General features: G+C 68.0%; 23 protein-coding genes and 1 tRNA gene. 8 read left to right on the top strand and 16 right to left on the bottom strand.

The window, feature by feature from the left end:
- The first annotated feature begins 167 nt into the window (after positions 1-167).
- The 4 genes from DTPSY_RS05145 to DTPSY_RS18635 all read left to right on the top strand — a co-directional run bounded on the left by DTPSY_RS05145 (position 168) and on the right by DTPSY_RS18635 (position 4192).
- Positions 168-2477: an NADP-dependent malic enzyme gene (locus DTPSY_RS05145; protein WP_015912743.1), complete on the top strand. Its 2310-nt coding sequence runs from the start codon at positions 168-170 to the stop codon at positions 2475-2477.
- 96 nt (positions 2478-2573) lie between these two features.
- Positions 2574-3050: a MarR family winged helix-turn-helix transcriptional regulator gene (locus tag DTPSY_RS05140; protein ID WP_015912742.1), complete on the top strand. Its 477-nt coding sequence runs from the start codon at positions 2574-2576 to the stop codon at positions 3048-3050.
- Positions 3051-3054: 4 nt separating this feature from the next.
- Complete coding sequence (locus DTPSY_RS18640; RefSeq protein WP_238526571.1) at positions 3055-3531, top strand: intracellular growth attenuator family protein; 477 nt, start codon at positions 3055-3057, stop codon at positions 3529-3531.
- Entirely contained in the window at positions 3488-4192 is a 705-nt protein-coding gene (locus tag DTPSY_RS18635) for an FUSC family protein (RefSeq protein WP_049760595.1), read from the top strand. The genes DTPSY_RS18640 and DTPSY_RS18635 overlap by 44 nt, the downstream gene beginning before the upstream one ends.
- Positions 4193-4266: 74 nt before the next feature.
- On the opposite strand, the gene DTPSY_RS05130 is transcribed toward DTPSY_RS18635, so the two are convergent.
- Positions 4267-5502 carry an MFS transporter gene (locus tag DTPSY_RS05130; RefSeq protein WP_015912741.1) on the bottom strand — a complete coding sequence of 412 codons (1236 nt, stop codon included), beginning with the start codon at positions 5500-5502 and terminating at the stop codon, positions 4267-4269.
- A gap of 143 nt (positions 5503-5645) precedes the next feature.
- Between DTPSY_RS05130 and DTPSY_RS05125 the strand changes: the two genes are divergently transcribed.
- Entirely contained in the window at positions 5646-6371 is a 726-nt protein-coding gene (locus DTPSY_RS05125; protein ID WP_015912740.1) for a haloacid dehalogenase type II, read from the top strand.
- Between the two features lie 103 nt (positions 6372-6474).
- Here DTPSY_RS05125 and DTPSY_RS05120 read toward each other — a convergent pair whose 3' ends face one another.
- Genes DTPSY_RS05120 through DTPSY_RS05110 form a run of 3 tightly spaced genes read right to left on the bottom strand, consistent with a single transcriptional unit; the run spans position 6475 to position 8288 of the window.
- Positions 6475-7050 (bottom strand): YceI family protein, encoded by a 576-nt coding sequence (locus DTPSY_RS05120; protein ID WP_015912739.1) that lies wholly within the window; start codon positions 7048-7050, stop codon positions 6475-6477.
- 45 nt (positions 7051-7095) lie between these two features.
- Positions 7096-7674: a YceI family protein gene (locus tag DTPSY_RS05115; protein WP_041838970.1), complete on the bottom strand. Its 579-nt coding sequence runs from the start codon at positions 7672-7674 to the stop codon at positions 7096-7098.
- Positions 7675-7721: 47 nt separating this feature from the next.
- Entirely contained in the window at positions 7722-8288 is a 567-nt protein-coding gene (locus tag DTPSY_RS05110; protein WP_015912737.1) for a cytochrome b, read from the bottom strand.
- Positions 8289-8565: 277 nt separating this feature from the next.
- Between DTPSY_RS05110 and DTPSY_RS05105 the strand changes: the two genes are divergently transcribed.
- From DTPSY_RS05105 to DTPSY_RS05095, 3 genes are all read left to right on the top strand, one after another.
- Complete coding sequence (locus DTPSY_RS05105) at positions 8566-9252, top strand: DUF3334 family protein (protein ID WP_015912736.1); 687 nt, start codon at positions 8566-8568, stop codon at positions 9250-9252.
- A 167-nt stretch (positions 9253-9419) separates the two neighbouring features.
- Positions 9420-9746: a hypothetical protein gene (locus DTPSY_RS05100; RefSeq protein WP_015912735.1), complete on the top strand. Its 327-nt coding sequence runs from the start codon at positions 9420-9422 to the stop codon at positions 9744-9746.
- 72 nt (positions 9747-9818) lie between these two features.
- Positions 9819-9906, top strand: a tRNA-Ser gene (locus tag DTPSY_RS05095).
- A gap of 285 nt (positions 9907-10191) precedes the next feature.
- On the opposite strand, the gene DTPSY_RS05090 is transcribed toward DTPSY_RS05095, so the two are convergent.
- The 12 genes from DTPSY_RS05090 to DTPSY_RS05035 all read right to left on the bottom strand — a co-directional run bounded on the left by DTPSY_RS05090 (position 10192) and on the right by DTPSY_RS05035 (position 19226).
- A complete protein-coding gene (locus DTPSY_RS05090) occupies positions 10192-10410 on the bottom strand; it encodes a hypothetical protein (RefSeq protein WP_015912734.1) in 219 nt (72 codons plus the stop codon).
- A 51-nt stretch (positions 10411-10461) separates the two neighbouring features.
- A complete protein-coding gene (gene tnpC, locus DTPSY_RS05085) occupies positions 10462-12021 on the bottom strand; it encodes an IS66 family transposase (RefSeq protein WP_015912733.1) in 1560 nt (519 codons plus the stop codon).
- Between the two features lie 74 nt (positions 12022-12095).
- Complete coding sequence (tnpB, locus tag DTPSY_RS05080; protein WP_015912732.1) at positions 12096-12428, bottom strand: IS66 family insertion sequence element accessory protein TnpB; 333 nt, start codon at positions 12426-12428, stop codon at positions 12096-12098.
- The gene (gene tnpA, locus DTPSY_RS05075) at positions 12425-12763 is read right to left on the bottom strand and encodes an IS66-like element accessory protein TnpA (RefSeq protein WP_015912731.1); all 339 of its coding nucleotides are present in this window, start codon (positions 12761-12763) and stop codon (positions 12425-12427) included. The genes tnpB and tnpA overlap by 4 nt, the downstream gene beginning before the upstream one ends.
- Before the next feature lie 288 nt (positions 12764-13051).
- The gene (locus tag DTPSY_RS05070; protein ID WP_015912730.1) at positions 13052-13582 is read right to left on the bottom strand and encodes a methylated-DNA--[protein]-cysteine S-methyltransferase; all 531 of its coding nucleotides are present in this window, start codon (positions 13580-13582) and stop codon (positions 13052-13054) included.
- A gap of 14 nt (positions 13583-13596) precedes the next feature.
- A complete protein-coding gene (gene cobO, locus DTPSY_RS05065; RefSeq protein ID WP_011804537.1) occupies positions 13597-14166 on the bottom strand; it encodes a cob(I)yrinic acid a,c-diamide adenosyltransferase in 570 nt (189 codons plus the stop codon).
- A gap of 29 nt (positions 14167-14195) precedes the next feature.
- Positions 14196-14453 (bottom strand): hypothetical protein, encoded by a 258-nt coding sequence (locus tag DTPSY_RS05060; RefSeq protein ID WP_148215360.1) that lies wholly within the window; start codon positions 14451-14453, stop codon positions 14196-14198.
- Positions 14454-14526: 73 nt separating this feature from the next.
- The gene (locus tag DTPSY_RS05055) at positions 14527-15309 is read right to left on the bottom strand and encodes an ABC transporter ATP-binding protein (RefSeq protein WP_015912729.1); all 783 of its coding nucleotides are present in this window, start codon (positions 15307-15309) and stop codon (positions 14527-14529) included.
- Positions 15306-16340 carry a FecCD family ABC transporter permease gene (locus DTPSY_RS05050; protein WP_187148609.1) on the bottom strand — a complete coding sequence of 345 codons (1035 nt, stop codon included), beginning with the start codon at positions 16338-16340 and terminating at the stop codon, positions 15306-15308. Before DTPSY_RS05050 ends, DTPSY_RS05055 begins: the two co-directional genes overlap by 4 nt.
- Before the next feature lie 44 nt (positions 16341-16384).
- The gene (locus DTPSY_RS05045; RefSeq protein ID WP_015912728.1) at positions 16385-17275 is read right to left on the bottom strand and encodes an ABC transporter substrate-binding protein; all 891 of its coding nucleotides are present in this window, start codon (positions 17273-17275) and stop codon (positions 16385-16387) included.
- Positions 17272-17871 (bottom strand): bifunctional adenosylcobinamide kinase/adenosylcobinamide-phosphate guanylyltransferase, encoded by a 600-nt coding sequence (locus DTPSY_RS05040; RefSeq protein WP_015912727.1) that lies wholly within the window; start codon positions 17869-17871, stop codon positions 17272-17274. Before DTPSY_RS05040 ends, DTPSY_RS05045 begins: the two co-directional genes overlap by 4 nt.
- Positions 17868-19226, bottom strand: coding sequence for a cobyrinic acid a,c-diamide synthase CobB (locus DTPSY_RS05035; RefSeq protein WP_015912726.1), 1359 nt, complete (start codon positions 19224-19226; stop codon positions 17868-17870). The genes DTPSY_RS05040 and DTPSY_RS05035 overlap by 4 nt, the downstream gene beginning before the upstream one ends.
- Between the last annotated feature and the right edge of the window lie 21 nt (positions 19227-19247).

Raw genomic sequence — 19247 nt, 5'->3', positions numbered from 1 at the left:
CCACCCGAAGGATCGCGCCCCGCGTGCCGTATGGCGCACGGGGCGCGGAAGGTTTGTTGTCGTCCACGCAGGCTGCCGTGCAGGCCCTCTGTTTGCGTCAGCATGCAGTAAGCTTGTCCGGCCCGTGTTGGCCTGTTTTTTCGTGCACCGCACCATTCGTATTTCGTATGACCCAGCCCCTGTCTGCCGCTGAAGCGGCACTGCGCGAAGCCGCGCTCGAATACCACCGCAACATGACGCGCGGCAAGATCGCCGTCACGCCCACCAAGCCCCTGTCCAACCAGCGCGACCTGTCGCTGGCCTACTCGCCTGGCGTGGCCTATCCCTGCCTGGACATCCAGGCCGACCCGACCAAGGCGTTCGACTACACCTCGCGCGGCAACCTGGTCGGTGTGATCACCAACGGCACGGCCGTGCTGGGCCTGGGTGACATTGGCCCGCTGGCCGGCAAGCCGGTGATGGAGGGCAAGGGGTGCCTGTTCAAGAAGTTCGCCGGCGTGGACGTGTTCGACATCGAACTGGACGCACGCGACCCCGACAAGATCATCGAGATCGTGGCAGCACTCGAGCCCACCTTGGGCGGCATCAACCTCGAAGACATCAAGGCGCCCGAGTGCTTCTACATCGAGCGCGAGCTGTCCAAGCGCATGAACATTCCGGTGTTCCACGACGATCAGCATGGCACGGCCATCATCTCCAGCGCCGCGCTGCTCAATGGCCTGGAACTGGTGGGCAAGCAGATCGACCAGGTCAAGGTCGCCGTCTCGGGCGCGGGTGCCGCCGCCATTGCCTGCGTGGGCGTGATGGTGGGCCTGGGCGTGAAGGTGGAGAACATCTTCATGTGCGACTCCAAGGGCGTGATCTACGAAGGTCGCCCCGGCGGCTTCGATGAATCCAAGGCACGCTACGCACAGAAGACCGATGCACGCACGCTGGCCGACGCAGTCAACGGCGCCGACGTATTCCTGGGCTGCTCGGCCCCCGGCGTGCTCACGGCCGAGATGGTCAAGACCATGGCGGACAAGCCCATCATCCTGGCGCTGGCCAACCCCGAGCCCGAGATCCGCCCCGAACTGGCCAAGGCCGTGCGCCCGGACTGCATCATCGCCACCGGCCGCTCGGACTACCCCAACCAGGTCAACAACGTCCTGTGCTTCCCCTACATCTTCCGCGGCGCGCTGGACTGCGGCGCCACCAAGATCACCGAGGCCATGAAGCTCGCCTGCGTGCGCCAGATCGCCGCGCTGGCCAAGGAAAACATCAGCGAGGAAGTGGCTGCCGCCTATGCCGGCCAGGAGCTGACCTTCGGCCCCGATTACCTGATCCCCACGCCGTTCGATTCGCGCCTGATCCTCAAGATCGCCCCCGCCGTGGCGCAGGCAGCGCTGGAGTCGGGCGTGGCCAGCCGTCCCATCGAGGACATGGAGGCGTACAAGGAGAGCCTGTCGCGCTTCGTGTACCAGACCGGCATCCTGATGCGCCCGGTGATCAACGCCGCCAAGACGCTGCCCAACGCGCAAAAACGCGTGGCCTATGCGGACGGCGAGGACGAGCGTGCGCTGCGCGCCGCGCAGTTTGCGATCGACGACCGTATCGCCCACCCGATTCTCATCGGACGCCCGGCGGTGATCGCCGCACGCATCGCCAAGGCCGGCCTGCGCATGCAGCCGGGCAAGGACGTGGAGATCTGCGACCCCTCGGACGACCCGCGTTTCCGCCAGTACTGGGAGGCCTACCACCAGCTCATGAAGCGTGACGGCGCCACGCCCGAGGTGGCCAAGGCGGCCGTGCGCCGCTCCAACACCATCATCGCCGCGCTGATGGTGAAGCTGGGCGATGCCGACGCAATGATCTGCGGCCTGGTGGGTACCTACGAGACGCACCTGGAACGCATCCACAGCATCCTGGGCCATGCACCCGGCGTGCAGCAATACGCGGCGCTGAACGCGCTGATGACGACCAACAACGGCACGCTGTTCATCGCCGACACCTACGTCAACGAAGACCCTACGGCAGAGCAGCTGGCCGACATCGCCTGGTCCTCGGTGCAGGAAGTGCAGCGCTTTGGCATTCCGCCGAAGGTGGCGTTCCTGTCGCACTCCAGCTTCGGCTCGTCCAAGCGCGCCTCGGCACGCAAGATGCGCGCAGCGCGCGACCTGTTCGTGGCCCGCCATCCCGAGATCGAATGCGATGGCGAGCTGCATGGCGACGCCGCGCTGGAGCCCAAGATCCGCAACAACTACCTGCCGGACTCCACGCTCACCGGCTCGGCCAACCTGCTGATCTGCCCGAACATCGACTCGGCCAACATCCTCTACAACGTGCTCAAGACCACCACCAGCGGCGGTGTCACCGTGGGCCCGATTCTCATGGGAACCTCGGCCACGGCGTACATCCTCACGCCCGCAGCCACCGTACGCCGTGTGTTGAACATGACCGCACTGGCCGTCGCCAGCAGCGCCGCGCGCCGCAAGTAAGCGCAGCGCACAGCAGGGCCGCCCCCCAGACCATGGTGCGCGGCCCTTATTTTTCAACAAATCATTTGAATTCAAATGATTTGCTAGAATAACAAAATGACTGCTGCCTCACCGTCCGATGCCGCCCGCCCCGCCAACCCCAAGCGCCTGCTGGGCGTGCGGCTCGTGGGCCTGGGCCGGCGTTGGCGCAAGACACTGGACGCACAACTGGCCGCCGAAGGCCTGAGCGACGCCGTCTGGACGCCGCTGGTGCACCTGCACCGCCTGGGCGACGGCATCTCGCAGACCGAGCTGGCAGCCGCCGTGGGGCTGGATGGCTCCAGCCTGGTACGGCTGCTGGACGCATTGGCTGCCCAGGGACTGGTCGAGCGCCAGGCGCACGCGAGCGACCGCCGCATCAAGCTCGTGCGCCTCACTGCCGCTGGCAAGCGCACGGCCAACGGCATCCGCAAGCGCCTTGCCGCCATCGAGGATGAGTTGCTGGCCGATCTGGACGAGGCCACCGCCCGCACCCTGCTGCAGGCCTTCGAGCAGATCGAAGCGCGCATTGCCAGCGCCCAGCACGAGGACTGATGCCATGGCGTTGCCAACCCGCCCTCTCCTTCCCAGCTCCCACGGCCACGCTCTGCGCCAGGCGTTGGCATCCGCGCGGCTGCGGGAGAGCCTGTCGCTGCAGCGCCCCGCCTCGTTGCGCAACGCCACGATTGCCGGCGCGCAGGTGGCGTTGGCGGTGATCCTGGTTGCCGGGCTGCTGCATGCCTCGCCCTGGGCCCAGGTGGCGGGCTTCGGCGGCCTGGGCGCTCTGGCGGCACTGTTCGGGCGCTTCGCGCCGCTGGCCCGCCGCCGCGGCGTCGTCCTCAAGGCCGGGGCGCTGCTGGTCATGCCCGTGGCGCTGCTGTCGCTGCTGGCCTGGTCGGGGCTGGGACCGGTAGCCATGCTGCTGGCCCTGTCGGGCATGGCAGGGCTGCTGGCATCGCTGGCCCACCGCATGCAGATGGGCGCCGGGAGCGGTGATTTTCATTTTCGCGGCCAGCGCCGCGATCAGTCCGGTTGACAGCGCGCTGGCACTGGCCGGGCGCACCGGCGCCACCGCCCTGGGCGTGGCCGCCGCCTGGCTGTTGTGCCTGCTGACCGACCGCCTGCGCGACCTGGAAGTAGCACCGCCGGCCGCAACACCCGTCCAGGCAACGGCGGGGGCACGTGCCCCGAAGCCCCTCACGCCGGGTTACGCACCCGTGCAGTCGGCACGCGTGGCGCTGTGCGCCGCGCTGGCCGCCCTGCTGGCACACGCCGCGGGCTGGGCGCACCCGGCCTGGGCGTCGATTGGCGCGGTGGCCGTGCTGCAAGGTGCGCACCTGCCGGGCACGGTGCACCGCGGCTGGCAGCGCACGCTGGGCACCGTGGTGGGCGCTGGCATCGCCTGGGCGATCCTCTCGTCCGAGCCATCGTTCTGGACGCTGCTGCTGGCCGTGGCCGTGCTGCAGGTGCTGACCGAGGCGGTGATCGGGTTCAACTACGCACTGGGCCAGATTTTCGTGACGCCGATGGCTCTGCTGATGACGAACATGGCGCACCATGGCGAAGCGGCGGAAATGGCACTGTCACGCATCTTCGATACCACCCTGGGCGCGGCGGTAGGGATTGTGTTGGCGCTGGTGCTGTCGTCGCTGGACGAGAGGGTGTACCTTGCGCGCCACCATGGCCGCGCGCAGTGACTTAAGGTAAAAAAGGCCCCTAGCGCCCGTCAAACAAGCGCCAGCAGCTTCTTTTTTGATAGCAAAACAACAGATCAGCGAGCCCGTGTCCGCCGCTCGCAGGCCAGCGCCGCTGTGAACACAGCCAGGCCGCCCAGGCCCAGCAGCGCCCCCACCCAGCCGGTGGAAGTCCAGCCGCCGCCCGCTGCGATGGCCACACCGCCCAGCCAGGCCCCCAGCGCATTCGCAGCGTTGAAGGCCGAATGGTTGAGCGCGGCCGCCAGGGTCTGCGCATCGCCCGCCACGTCCATCAGACGGATCTGCAGCGCGGGACCGATGGCCACCACCGTACCCAGCAGGAAGACGGACAGCGCCGCCGTCAGCGGGTGGTGCGCCGCCGCGACGAACACCACCATCACCGCCACCGACCACCAAAGCAGCTTGCCCACGGTGGGCATCAGTGCGCGGTCCGCCATGCGCGAGCCCACCAGGTTGCCCGCCACCATGCCCAGGCCAAACAGCGACAGCGTGAACGGCACCAGCGCCGCCGGCATGCCGGCCACTTCCAGCAGCGTGGGCTTGATGTAGCTGAACACCGCGAACATGCCGCCGAAGCCGATGGCGCCGATGCCCAGCGTGAACCACACCTGGCCCCGCGCCAGCGCGCCCAGTTCGCGCCAGGGGCTGGCGCCCTGCGGCGCGGGCATGTCGGGCACCCAGCGCCGCACCATGAACACCGCCGCCAGCGCGATGGCCCCCACAAACACGAAGGCCGCACGCCAGCCCAGCAGACTGCCCAGCGCCGCCGCGATGGGCACGCCCACCAGCGTCGCGCTGGTCAGCCCCAGCATCACCCAGCCCACGGCCCGGGCGCGCTGGCCCGGCCGTGACAGTGCCGCGGCCACCAGCGCCGCGACGCCGAAGTAGGTGCCGTGCGGCAGGCCGCTGACCAGCCGCAGCAGCCCCAGCGACGCATAACCTGGCGCCAGCGCCGACGCAAAGTTGCCCAGGGCGTAGACCGCCATCAGCGCCATGAGCAGCGCCCGCCGGCCCCAGTGCGCCGCCAGCACGGCCAGCACCGGCGCGCCCACCACCACGCCCAGCGCGTAGGCGCTGATCACGTGCCCGGCCTGCGGAATGCTCACCCCCAGGTCGAGCGCCACCTCGGGCAGCAGGCCCATGATGACGAATTCGCCGGTGCCGATGGCAAAGCCCCCCACGCCCATGGCCAGCACGGCGCGCACCAGCGTGCGCTCGTCCGCGGGGCTGGCGGCATCGGCATCGGCGGCGGGTGTGACAGTGCTGGAAGTGGGCGTGGCAGAAACAGTCATGGAAAGATCGAAAACCAGGGTTAACCCCAGGGCGCGCGACCATAGCACGCACGACCCTTCCCCGCCGGCGCACGGGCTTGGGGCGGCTGCACGTACGCGATACAGGTGCTACGCTGCGGCGCAATGCCATCACAGGGCCGACCATGAACGCTGATTCCGCTTTTCAGGAGATCGCCCGCACCGTACAGGTGCTGGCCTTTGACACCTTTGGCACGGTGGTGGACTGGCACGGCAGCATCGTGCGCGAAATGCAGCAGCACCACCCCCGCGTGGACGCAGACGCCTTCGCCCGCGCCTGGCGCGCGGGCTACCAGCCAGCGATGGCGCGGGTGATGAGCGGCGCGCAGGGCTGGACGCTGATCGACGCCCTGCACCGCCAGATCCTCGACGAAATCCTGCCGCGCTTTGGCCTGGCGCACCTGGGCGAGGAAGAGCGCGTGCACCTGAACCGCGTGTGGCACCGGCTCTCCCCGTGGCCCGACTGCGTGGCGGGGCTGACGCGGCTCAAACGCCGCTACACCATCACCACCCTGTCCAACGGCAACATCGGGTTGCTCACCCACATGGCCAAGCGCGCCGGCCTGCCCTGGGACTGCATCCTGAGCGCCGAGGTCTTTCGCGCCTACAAGCCCGATCCCGCCACCTACCTGGGCGTGGCCCGCGTGTTCGAGCTGCCACCGCAGCAGGTGATGCTGGTGGCCGCCCACCACGACGATCTGGCGGGCGCGCGCGCCTGCGGCCTGCGCACGGCTTATATCGAGCGACCGCTGGAGTTCGGTGCGGGCCACGCCAAGGACGTCTCACCACGCCCAGGCAACGACCTGCACGCCCGCGACCTGCTGGACTTGGCGGACCAGTTGGGGGCGTAAAGGCCGTTTTGCGTGCGCAATGAAAAAAGGGCTGGCACCTGACGGCACCAGCCCTTGAGGCAGGAGGACGGACCTGGACAGCCGGGCCCGTGTTTTTGCCGGCTTACTGCTTGACGGCTTCGATCTGCGCCACGATGCGCACGTTCTTGGGGAAGCCGTACTGCACGCCGTAATCCACGCCGAAGGCCGTGCGGTCGATCGTGGTCTCGAAGTCGCCGCCGCACACTTCACGCTTGAGCATCGGGCTGTCGTAGCAGGCGAACTGGTTGGCCTTCAGGGTGACGGGCTGCGTCTTGCCCTTGATGGTCAGGTTGCCCGACACGGCCGTGAGCTTGTCGCCCTCGAAGGTGAACTTGTCGCCCACGAACTTGGCGGTGGGGAATTTGGCGGCGTCAAAGATGTCCGCACTCTGCAGGTGCTTGTCGAACGACGCGGTACCGGTATTGACGGAGTCGATGTGCAGCGTCAGCTCCACCTTGCCGGTCTTGCCGGCCTTGTCGAACTGCACGGTGCCTTCCTTCTTGTCGAAGCGGCCGCGGTTCACGCTGGCGCCAAAGTGGCTGATCTCGAACGTGGCGAAAGTGTGCGTGGGGTCCACGGCGTACGTGGCGGGCTGGGCGTGCACGGCACCCGCGGTCAGGGCAGCGGCGGCAGCGATGGTCAGGAAGGTGGAACGCATGTCGGTTTCTCCGTAGTAGAGGTTGGTGATTAAAAAGGGGAAGCGTTAAAGCTTGGGCACGCCGGTCAGGGCCAGCTTGAACTTGACCTGCACCTCGTCGGCCACCATGGACGTGTCGGCCCATTCGTTCTCGCCGATCTTGAACGCCAGGCGCTTGATGGCGAAGCTGCCCGCCGCGGTGGTGATGGCGCCGCTTTGGGTCAGGGTGACGGGCACCACGACGTCATGCGCCGCGCCCTTGATGCTGAGCTTGCCGGCCACTTCGTATTTGCCTGCGCCCACGGCCTTGATGGCGCTGGACTGGAACGTGGCCTGCGGGAACTTGGGCACGTTGAACCACACGGGCTTGGGCAACTCGGCATCGGTTTCCTTCACGCCCAGCGTGGCACTGCCGGTATCCACCGTGAACGCCACCTTGCTGGTGGCGGGCTTGGCGGGGTCGAAAGCGACCTGGGCATCAAACTTCTTGAAGCGACCCTCGACGGGCACGCCCATCTGCTTGCTCACGAAGACGATCTCGCTCTGCTCGGGCACGAGCTTTTGCTGCGCGAAGGCGCTGCCTGCGGCCAGCAGCGCGGCGCCGGCCAGTGCCATGCCAGCAAGACGGGGAAGGGACGACTGCATCATGGTGAATGCTCCATTCATGGATCAGGACAGGAAGAGAAACGGGCTCAGCCACGCGCCGGCAGCATGCGGCCTACCAGGCCGTCACGGTCGATAAGCTGGTGCTTGACTGCTGCCGCCACGTGCAGCACGACCAGGGCGGTCAAGGCGTAGGCGCTGATGGCGTGCAGGGGCTTGATGGCCTCCGCCAGGGCAGGACTGACCGGCACAAAGTCAGGCAGCGGCACCAGGCCGAGAAAAACGATGGGAAAGCCCGCGGCCGAGCTGTAGGCCCAACCCACCAGCGGCACGATGAGGAACAGCGCATACATCAGGTAATGCACGCCATGATGCGCGGCCTGCTGCCAGCGCGGCATGGCTGCCAGCACCGCCGCAGGCAATGCGGGCGGACGGTGGGTCAGGCGCCACAGCAGCCGCAGCACCGACAGCGCCAGGATGGCCACGCCCGCCCACTTGTGCCAGTTGTAGAGCTTCAGGCGCTGGGGCGAAAACGGCAGCCCCGTCATGTACCAGCCGACACAAATCACGGCCACGATGGACAGGCCCATGATCCAGTGCAGGGCGATGGCGGTGGCGCCGTAGCGCGCGGGCCGTGGTGCGGAAGCGGTGGTCATACGGAATGGTGGCGGTAGAGGAACAGTGCGCGGCGATTGCGCGGATGCAACCCGCGGCAGAGACGGCGCTCTGGTGAAGTGACGCAGTCTAGAGTGCGCTCCGTGCGGTAAGTTTCAACCGTATTGATGTTTCGATTCAAAATTTATGAACGACAGCGGTTAACCACGTTGGACAGGGGCCCTCGCGCACCCGCGTGCGCAGCAGGGCATGTCATGATTCGCGCATTGGCCTTCGCCACCTTTGCGTTCGCCGTCGCCGCACTTTCACCGCATCCCCATGACTCCTCCCTCCACTTCCGTCGTCTACGGCACCGAAGACGTGCTGGTCTCGCTGTGCAACTCCGTGACCCGTGTGCTGACGGTCGCCACCCAGGGCCCCGTGCACTACTCAGGCATGGTGCAGCGCATCACCAAGACCTGCCTGAAGCCGGACATTGGCTGCTTCGTGCTGTTCGACGGCGGCTTCTCGGGGCTGGTGATCATCAATTTCTCGGCCGCCGCAGCCATGGAAATCTACGAGCGCTACATGCTCAGCATGGGCATGTCGGCGCAGGAACTGGCCAGTTCTTTCACCTCTGACGAAGTCAGCAACGTCATGGGCGAACTGATGAACCAGGTGGTGGGTGACTTCACCGGCAAGGTGCGCCGCGAACTGCAGACCCACATCACGCAGAACCAGCCCAAGATGCTGGTGCTGAACCAACAGGTGGTGCTGAGCGTGGACGCCAACCTCGACCAGCCCGAGGCCCGCCGCGTGACCTTCTACACGGGCAGCAACAACATCTTCTATCTGGAACTGGCGATCGACCGCACACAGTTCATCAAGCTCTACGACTTCGAACCCCAGGACGCGCCCGACCCCGACGCACTCATGGCGCAGGCGGCAGCACCCGCGCCAGCGGCAGCCCCTGCCAGCGCAGCGGATGCCGACACCGAGGCGCTGCTCCGGTCACTCGGCATGTAGCATCATTTTGCTATTGAAAATATAGCTGTTAGCGCTTATCCGTAAAGCGCTAACAGCCAATTTCATTCATAGTCCGCCCGCGTCCTACGACAAAGGAGGCCTGGTGCCGACGGCGCGCCTGCACACGCCTTCTAGGCTGGAAGCCATTTCCACAGCGGAGTGCCGCCATGCCCCAACGCACCTGGAGCGCCAAACGCGAGCGCCAATACGAGCACATCAAGGACAGCCTGCTGGAGCGCGGCGAAAAGCGGGACACCGCCGAAGAAATCGCCGCACGCACCGTAAACAAGGAACGTGCCCAGCACGGCGAGGCCAAGCAGGCCGATCCCCACACACTGCAGGACACGCCTGCCCCGGTACGCGGAGGCCAGCGGTCGCACCAGGGCCCGCAAGGCCGCACGCGCGAGCAACTCTACGAGGACGCCCGCCGAAGGGGCATCCCCGGGCGTTCCAAGATGAACAAAGCCCAGTTGGCGGCTGCGCTAAAGCGCTGACTACGAGCCCCTACAGGGCCACACCACAAGCACCGCGCCACCCCGCCACCCGCTTACAATAGGCGGCTTCGCGGAGACTTGGGTGAGTGGTTTAAACCAGCAGTCTTGAAAACTGCCGACGGGCAACCGTCCGTGAGTTCGAATCTCACAGTCTCCGCCACCGCCAGAAAAATCAGCGCCTCGCGAGGGCGCTTTTTTTTATGTCCATTCGGGGGCGGATGAAGCGGGTTTTCCAGGTTCACATACCAACCCGTGATGGGACAACTGCCTGTAGCCCTGCATTCACAACATGGTGCGCAATGACTCGCCGGTAGCGCCTCCAGCAGCTTCAGGGGCGCGTGTGCCGAGTGACATGGTTCGCGTGCGCCTGGAACCACTTCTTTCATAGCCGGTGCGTGGTGCCCCTCCCGAAACACAACGGCCCCAAGACCGTTGCGCACCACATCTATGCCGCTGCAAAAAGCAACGCCAATGCGAGTACGGTACCGCCAACATAGGTGCCCAGCGCCCCCACGGCACGGAAAGGGTTGGGACGCGCCAACGTGGCAGAAGCCAACACGCCCATCACCAACAGATAGCGCGACGCGGTCACGCCCACCATCACCCAGCTGACCCATTCCGCCGAACTCCGCTGACCCAGCAGGTAGATCAGAAGCGCCAGCATGGCTGCATATTCGTAAGCGTCCGGCAAACCCAGGCCTACCGAGGCCGGTGATCAGGCGTCGGCGGGTTTCCAGCGGTGTGGCAGGAGCTCGACGATGCGGCTGGCCTTGTGCGTGGGCAGTCGCGTGAGCACGTCCTTGAGGTAGGCATACGGGTCGTGCCCGTTCATACGGGCCGACTGGATCAGGCTCATGACGGCGGCCGCTCGCTGGCCCGCACGCAGGCTGCCGGCAAACAGCCAGTTGTTACGACCGATGGCAATGGGCCGGATCTGGTTCTCGATCCAGTTGTTGTCGACCGGCAGTTGTCCGTCATCCACGAATCGGGTCAGCGCATCCCAGCGCCGCAGGCTGTAGTCCAGCGCCTTGGCGGTTGCTGATCCGTCGGGCACCTGGCGCCGTTGCAGCGTCATCCACTCGTTAAGAGCGTCCAGGATCGGCCGGGTCTGCTGCTGCCGAACGGCTTGCCGTTGCTCGGTGTCCAGCTCTTTGACGTCCCGCTCGATCTCATAGACCCGGGCGAACTGCTGCAGGGCGAACTCGGCGATCTGGCTCTGGTTGGCCGCGTGCAGGTCGAAGAACTTGCGCCGGGCATGGGCCAGACAGCCCACCTCGGTCACGCCGCTGGCGATCAAGGCCTTGTAGCCGCTGAAGTCGTCGCAGGTCAGGCAGCCCTTCCAGGCCTTGTCGGTGCCGTGGCCCAGGAAGCGCCGGGCGTGTTCGCCCGAGCGGGATTCGCAGAAGTCGTAGACCACAGCCTTGATGCTCTCGAAGGCCCCCGGCGCATAGGCCCAGAGGTAGGCGCGGTGCGTCTTGCCATCGCCGGGCTTGAGCATGGCCACCGGCGTCTCATCGGCGTGTAGCACCCGGTGGCTGAGGATCTCGGTCTTCAGGGCATCGACCAGCGGCTGCAGCCGCACCCCGCAGGTGCCCACCCACTGCGCCAGGGTCGAGCGAGGGATGGCCAGGCCAGCGCGGCCGAAGATCGCCTCCTGCCGGTACAGCGGCAGGTGATCGGCGTACTTGCCCACCAGCACCTGGGCCAGCAGGCCGGTGGTGGGGATACCTTTGTCGATGACGTGCGCCTCGACCGGCGCTTGTTGAATGGTCTCGCACCGGGCGCAGGCCCACTTGCCGCGGATGTGGCGCTCGACACTGAAGACGCCGGGCACATAGTCCAGCTTCTCGGCCACGTCCTCGCCCACGCGTTTCATCTGGCAGCCACACGCGCACGTGGTGGACGTGGGTTCGTGGCGGATCTCGCGGCGTGGCAGGTGCGCCGGCAAGGGCATCCGCTTGGCCTGTCTCTTCTCGGGGGTGGCCGGTGCTTGCGTCTGCGCCAGCGCGTCGATCTCGCTGGCCACGGCCGCCAGGTCCGCTTCGATCTCGTCGTCGAGCAGGCTCTTCTGCTCAGGGCTGAAGCGCTCTGATTGGGCGGCGAACTTCATGCGCTTCAAGAGCGCGTTCTCGTGCGTGAGCTTGTCGATGAGGGTCTGCTTGAAGGCAAGCTCCTGGTCCTTGGCAGCAGCGGCTTGCAGCATGGACAGCAGCGCCGAGCGCAATTGCTCGGGACTCAGACTATCCAGGGATTGCGGCTCTACGACCATGGGCATGACTGTGCCAGCGCCGGTAACGCCACGCCATTGGCACATGCACCGATTGGCAGGCCGCATGTCAGCGATCAGATTCAGAGCACGGTGATGAGGCCACCATCGCCCAGGCGCTGCCAAGGCAACCCGAGCACCAGAGCGTCGAACTGCGAGCGGCTGAGCGTGGTGGTCAACGCACCGTCACGCGGCCAGACGAACTTGCCGCTGTTCAGGCGCCGCGCCGCCAGCCACACCCCAATGCCGTCGTGCACCAACACCTTCATGCGGCTGGCTCTCCGGTTGGCAAACAGGTAGGCGTGATGCGGACGCGCAGCACCGAAGACGGCCACCACACGGGCCAGCGCGGTGTCTGTGCCGGCACGCATGTCCAGCGGCTCGGTAGCCAGCCACAGGGCGTCGATGCGGATCACTTGAGCAGGTCCCGCATCCAGGCCGCGCAGTGCTCGGCCGCGCAGACCGGCCAGGTCAGCGAGATGCTGGTAGCGCCACGGCGCAACTCGATGCGGATGTCTGGGGCCGGCGCACAGCTGGGCGCAGGCAGCGTCACCGGCACGAAGGTGGGAACTTGCATATCTGTGCTGGGGGCATGGGCCAGTCGGCGCCATTTGTGCACGACGTTGGCGTTGATGCCGTGCGAGAGCGCCACGCTGGCCACCGATGCACCGGGCTGGGCGCACTCGGCCAGGATCTGCTGCTTGAGCTCGGCGCTGTGGCGCCGACGGGTCTTGTTCTGGGCTTCGGTCATGGTGTCCACCTATCTGGTTTGGTGGACACCATCGTTGCCGCTTACGCCGCCGCCCTCAAGGGTGGGATGACCGTGCGCTTACGCATATTCGGCAGTGTTGCCGTGGGCACGCACCGCCATCAACGCCACCGGTCGCCGGGCACCCCCAGTCGCCGTCATAGACCACCGGTGCCAGCGGCACGCGGCCGCGCTCGCGCTGCAGACAGAGGTTCTGGACGGCGCTGGCGGTGCGCGCCAACGGCGCGATAAAAGGCCGCGCGTTCGGCGGCGGTGTGGGCGAGGGGGCCGTTATGGCGTCTCGTTCAACCAATCGCGCTGCGCGGAAGTATCTTCCAACGCCAGCAGCGCACGCTTGCGCGGCAGGCCGCCGCCAAAGCCGGTCAAGCTGCCGTTGCTGCCGATCACCCGGTGGCAGGGCACGACGATGGAGACCTTGTTCTGCCCGTTGGCCGCAGCGACGGCGCGCGTGGCCGTGGGCTGGTCGATGGTCCGCGCCTGCTGTGCATAGCTGCGCGTCTCGCCGTAAGGGATGGCCAGCAGCGCCTGCCACGCGGCGATCTGGAATGGCGTGCCCACCAGGTCCAGCGGCACACCGAACACGCGGCGGCGGCGCCCGAAGTATTCCGCCAACTCACTGGCCAGCAGCACGGTGACCGCATTGCCCTTCTCCCGCAGGACCTCACCGCGAGCAGCCTGCACCTGGGCCAACTCACGCTCCACACCCGGCTGCCCCACGAACTCCAGCAGACACAGCCCCCGGTCTGAAGCCACGGCCAGCATCTCGCCCAAGGGAGTAGGCACGGTCTGCGCATACAGCATGGCGCGGCGCCCCCTCAGTCCTCGATGCCGCGCTGCGCGGGAATGCCCGCCTGGAACGCATGCTTGATGAGCTTCATCTCCGTCACCGTGTCGGCGATGGCGATGATTTCCTCGGGGCAGCGGCGGCCCGTCAGGCACACGTGCACATCCTTGGGCCGCGCCGCCAGGGTGTCCAGCACCTCCTGCAGTGGCAGCCAGCCATAGATCAGGGGATAGGTGATTTCGTCGAGCACAACGAGGAAGTTCTCGCCCGACAGGATGGCCGCACGGGCCTTGGCCCAGCCGTCGCGCGCCAGTTGGGCGGAGTGGTCCAAGTCCTTGCTCTTCCAGCTGAAGCCGTCCCCCAGGCCTTCGATGGACAAGCCGATCTGCTCGAACATGCGGTGCTCGCCAAAGCGGGCGCTGGGCACCTTCATGAACTGGAAGACCTTCACGGCCTTGCCCCGGCCATGCGCGCGCAGCGCCAGGCCGAAGGCCGCCGTGCTCTTGCCCTTACCGTCGCCGGTGTTGACGATGACCAGGCCCCGGCGCTCGCCTTCGGCCTTGTCGTAGCGTTTCTCGGTGGGGGGAGTTTCAATCTGCATGCAATGCCTCAAGAAGAAGTTTTGGGAAATCAAGCCGTCACGTGAAACGATGGAGCACGCCGCGCCTGGAAGGCCGCATGTGGCGCACCAACTGCAGCGCCAGCTCCTCCATCGAGAGGCCGGGTGGCACGCGCAGAACGGTAATGCGGCAGGCGCCAGCGCTGCCAAGCTTGCATGCGCATGGCGCCGCGCATCCACAGGGCACGGAGAAAGGCCAGCGCCACCCGCACGGGTACAGGCCACAGCAGCACCTGCGCGACCTGGGCAAAACCGGCGTCCAAATTCATGCGTTCACACTCCATGCCCTCTGCGGCCGGCCGCCGGCCGCAAGGGGTTCAAGGGGAAAGGGGCGCAGCGCGTTCACCGCTCCATGCGGGGCAGCGCCATCCACAGGCCGTCGATCTCGCGCACCTGGATGCGCCGCTCGAACACCTGCTCCAGCGCGGCGTGCGTGGCCGTGCTCTGGCATGGCCCGTGGTGCACCACGCCGCCGGCAGCCATGATGAGCATGTCGTCGGCCTGCAGCGCGATGGATACCTCGTGCAGCACGCTGACCACGGTACCGCCCTGCCCCACCAGGTCGCGCACGGTGTGCAGCCAATCGGTCTGGTGCGGCGGGTCCAGGTTGGCCAGGGGTTCGTCCATGAGCAGCACGGGTGCCTGCACGGCCAGCGCGCGCGCCAGCAGCACGCGCTGGCGCTCGCCTCCCGACAGTTCCGACAGCGGACGGTCGCGCCAGTCCCACGCCTGAGTGGTGTGCAGCGCCTGCTGCACGGCGGCATGGTCGGCATCGCTGGCCGGCGCCATCCAGGCACGGTGCGGCAGGCGGCCGAGCATGGCCACGTCGTAGGCGGGCAGGTCTTCGGCGGCGGACTCGTTCTGGCCCAGCCAGGCCAGTTGGCGGGCGCGCTCGCGCGGGGGAATGTCGGCCAGCGCGCGGCCCAGCAACTGCACCCGCCCTTGCACACGCGCATGGCGCAGCAGGCCTGCCAGCACCTTGAGCAGCGTGGACTTGCCCGCACCATTGGGGCCGACCACGCTGGTCCAGCGGCCAGCGGGCAGGTCCAGGTCAATGCCGCGCAAGATAGAGGCATTTGCGATGCTGGCGCTTATCTGGCGTGCGCTAACAGCTATGTTCTTCATAGCGAGCTTCCCAACACCCGGCGGTGCATGAGCCACAGCAGGTAGCTGCCGCCCAGCGCGGCGGTGAGCACGCCCACGGGCAGTTCCTGCGGCGCCACCACCCAACGCGCCAGGATGTCGGCGGCCAGCAGCAGCACCGCGCCCATCAGGCTGGACAGCCACACATGCCACTGGTGGGTGACGCGCGCGATCGAGCGCACGAGGTGCGGCGCCGCCAGCCCGACGAAGGCAATCAGCCCAGTGTGCGCCACGGCCGTGCCGGTGGCCAGGGCCAGCGCCAGCACCAGCCCCGCGCGCATGGGCACGATGGGCAGGCCCAGGCTGGCGGCCGTGGCTTCGCCCAGCATCAGCCCGTCCAGCAGGCGCGACAACGCCCAGGCCGTGGCGGCGCACAGCAGCCAGCCGCCAGCCATGATGGCGCAGGCCTGCCAGCCCACGAAGGCCGAGCTGCCCATGGTGAAGACCTGCATCGGCTCCAGAATGGCGGGCTGCGCCACCTGGATCAGGTCGCGCGCAGCGCCAAGCACCACGCCCACGATTACGCCCGCCAGCAGCAGGCGCAGCGTGTGTTGCACACCACGGGCCAACACCAGCGTCAGCAGCACGGCGCCCGCAGCACCCGCGAAGGCCAAGCCCGTCACGCCCAGTCGCGCCAGCCAGCTCGCCGTGCTGGGCGACACACCCAGAACGGCCATGGCCACGGCGCCGCCCAGCGCCGCGCCCGACGCACTGCCCAGCAGGTACGGGTCGGCCAGCGGGTTGCGAAAGAGCCCCTGGGCAATGGCGCCCGCCAGTCCCAGCAGCGCGCCGGCCAGCCATGCGCCCAGCGTGCGCGGCAGGCGGATGTCCCACACGATCTGCTGCGCCAGCGGGTCGCCGCGCAGGTTCAGCAGGCTGCCAAAGCCCGTGCTGCCGACGCTGGCGCCGAGCAGCAGCAGCGCCACGCTGGCGGCCAGCAGCCACAGGCCCAGCCAGCGCGCGCGGCGGCCGCTGGCGTCGGGGTGCAAGGAGGTGGCATAGGTTGCTGGCATGGCGGTGGTCGCCACCATGGTAGAGGGCTGCGGGAGGCGCGCGCTCATTCGTACTTCTCCGCCAGGCAGCGGGCCATGATGCGCGCGGCCTCGGCCATGCGCGGGCCGGGGCGCACCACCACGTCTGACAGTTCGGGCCCGAAGTCGCACACGCGGCCCGCCTTGACCGCGGCCAGGTGGTTCCACCCCGGGTATTGGGTCATGGGTTGCATGCTGCGGTTGGCCACCATCAGTACGTCGGGCTGTGCGCGCAGGACGAACTCGGGATTGAGACGCGGAAAGGGCCCCAGCTCGGGCGGGACCACGTTGCGCGCGCCCAGGCGCACCAGCGTCTCGCTGATGAACGAACTGGCCCCCGCCGCATAGGGGCCGCGGCTGACCTCGAAGAACACCCGCGCCCCGCGCGCGCGCTGCGGCAGCGACTGCGCGGCGGCTTGCACGGCGGCATCGATCACGCGCCACACGCGCTCCGCGCCGTGCTCCGGCGGAACGGCCAGCAGTTCACCCAGCACCCCCAGCACGCGGCGCACGTCCGCATGGGTCTTGTGGTCCAGCGCCAGCACCTTCACGCCCAGCGCCTCCAGCCGGTCGCTGACGCGGCTGCTGACGGACAGCAGTACCACGTCCGGGCGCAGCGCGACGATGGCCTCGATGTTCGGGTCCAGTCCGCCGCCCACCTGGGGCAGGCGCCGCACGGACGCGGGCCAGTTGGAGTAGCGGTCCACCCCCACCAGGCGCTCACAGCGCTGCAGCTCGCACACGCTCTCGGTCAGCGACGGCAGCAGGCTCACGATGCGCTGGGGCGGCTGGTCGAACCGCAGCGCGCGGCCCCGGTCGTCGGTGATGGTTACCGCGTGGGCGCTGGGCAAGGCCAGCAGCAGACCCAGCATCCAGCCGGCGGCAGCAAGCTGGCGGCGCCAGCGAAGAGGCATCATGGTACGTCCTTCAGGGTAAGCGGCAGGCCCGCCGCCATCAGCGTGACGCGCTGGCAGGCTGCCGCCGCGCGCTGGTTCAGGGCGCCCAGCGCGTCCACGAAGGCGCGCACTTCGCGCCCCAGGGGGATCACGCCCAGGCCGATCTCGTTGCCCACCAGCACCACGGGGCCGGGCGCGTGCGTCAACGCTTCAAAAAAGTGAGCTGCCTGCGCTTGCCAGTCGGGCGCTAGAGGCTGTTTTTGCTCTACATCTTGGGGGTCGGCCGGCATGAGCCAGTTGGTGAGCCACAGGGTGAGGCAGTCCACGACGATCAGGGTCTGTGGGGTGCTGTGGCACGCCAGGGCGTGGGCCAGATCGCGCGGCTCTTCCACGGTCTGCAGGCCGGGCACACGCTCGGCACGCTCGCGCTGGTGGCGGGCAATGCGCGCACGCATCTCGTCGTCCCACGGCTGGCCGGTGGCCAGCAGCAACGCGCGGTGTGCCGGCGCGGCCTGCAGCCACTGGCGCGCCAGCAGTTCGGCGCGGCGCGACTTGCCGCTCTTTTGTCCACCCAGGATGAGTTCACTGCGGGCGATGGTCTGCGGCGCCGCGTTCATGGCCCCGCCTCCGCGCCCAGCAAGGCTGCGGTCGCCTGCGGGCTGGATGCAAACCATGCGTGAAAGTAACTCGCGTGGATGCTGCCGTGGCGGTACACGGCTTCACCGCCGTCCGGTGCCCCTGCGTGATCGGGACGCTGGGCGCGTGCGCACACGGCGGCCGGGCTGTCGGTGATCGAGTAGTGAAAGGTGTGGCCGCGCAACTCATGCGTACCCATGCGCAGCGCGCGCGGCCCCAGCGCGGCCAGGCGCCGCTGCATGGTGGCTTGACCCGGCAGCAGCCCCCACAGGGGCACGCGGCGCCCGTCGGCCAGGGTGATGGACTCCAGCAGCGCCATCATGCCGCCGCACTCCGCCCACACGGGCCGACCCGCCGTCACGTGCGCCTGCAGGCTATCGCGCATGGCCGTATTGGCGGCCAGCGCATCGGCGTGCAGCTCGGGGTAGCCGCCGGGCAGCCACAGCGCGTCGCAGGCCGGCAGCGCAGCATCGCGCAGCGGCGAAAAGCGCACCACGCGCGCGCCCAGCTGCTGCAGGGTGTCGATATTGGCTTCGTAGATGAAGCAGAAAGCCTCATCCGCCGCCACGGCCACAGTGCGGCCCGCCAGCAGCGGCGTGATGGTGGCACGGCCCACGGGCGTGCCGCCGAAGTCCACCGCCCAGCGCTGCAGGTCCGCGGCGGACATGCGGCCCAGGGGCGTGCCGGCCAGCGCATCGGCCACGGCGTCCAGCCGCTGCAGGGCATCGGGCAGTTCGTGCGCTGCCACCAGTCCCAAGTGCCGCTCGGGCAGAAGGCCACCAGGCTCCCTCCCGCCCGCAGCGTCACCCACGACCCGTGGCAGCGCACCCAGCCAGTCCGCAGCGTCGGCCAAGCCGTCCCGCAGCATCTGCGCATGGCGGTCGCCCGCCACGCGGTTGGCCAAGACACCGGCCCATGGCAGGCCCGCACGGTAGTACCGCAGCCCATGCACGATGGCGCCCAGCGTGCCCCCCATGGCAGAGGCATCCACCACCGCAAGCACCGGTATGCCAAAGCGCTGCGCCAGGTCGCCCACGCTGTGTTCGCCGTCGAACAACCCCATCACCCCTTCGATGAGCAGCAGGTCTGCTTCGGCCGCCGCGGCGCGCAGGCGCTGCGCGCAATCTGCCGCACCGGTCATCCACAGATCGAGCTGGTGCACGGGGGCGCCGCTGGCCAATTGGTGCCAGTGCGGGTCCAGGAAGTCGGGCCCACACTTGAACACCCGCACGCGCCGGCCTTGGCGTGTATGCAGGCGCGCCAAAGCGGCTGTGACGGTGGTCTTGCCCTGCCCAGAGGCGGGCGCGGCGATGACCAGGGCGGGACAGCGGCTCATGGTGTGGCAGTCGGTGATGGC

This window comes from [Acidovorax] ebreus TPSY (assembly GCF_000022305.1).
GTDB lineage: Bacteria > Pseudomonadota > Gammaproteobacteria > Burkholderiales > Burkholderiaceae_C > Diaphorobacter > Diaphorobacter nitroreducens.
Note: the sequence above shows the minus strand (reverse complement) of the source record. Positions and strands in the feature narration are given on the sequence as shown.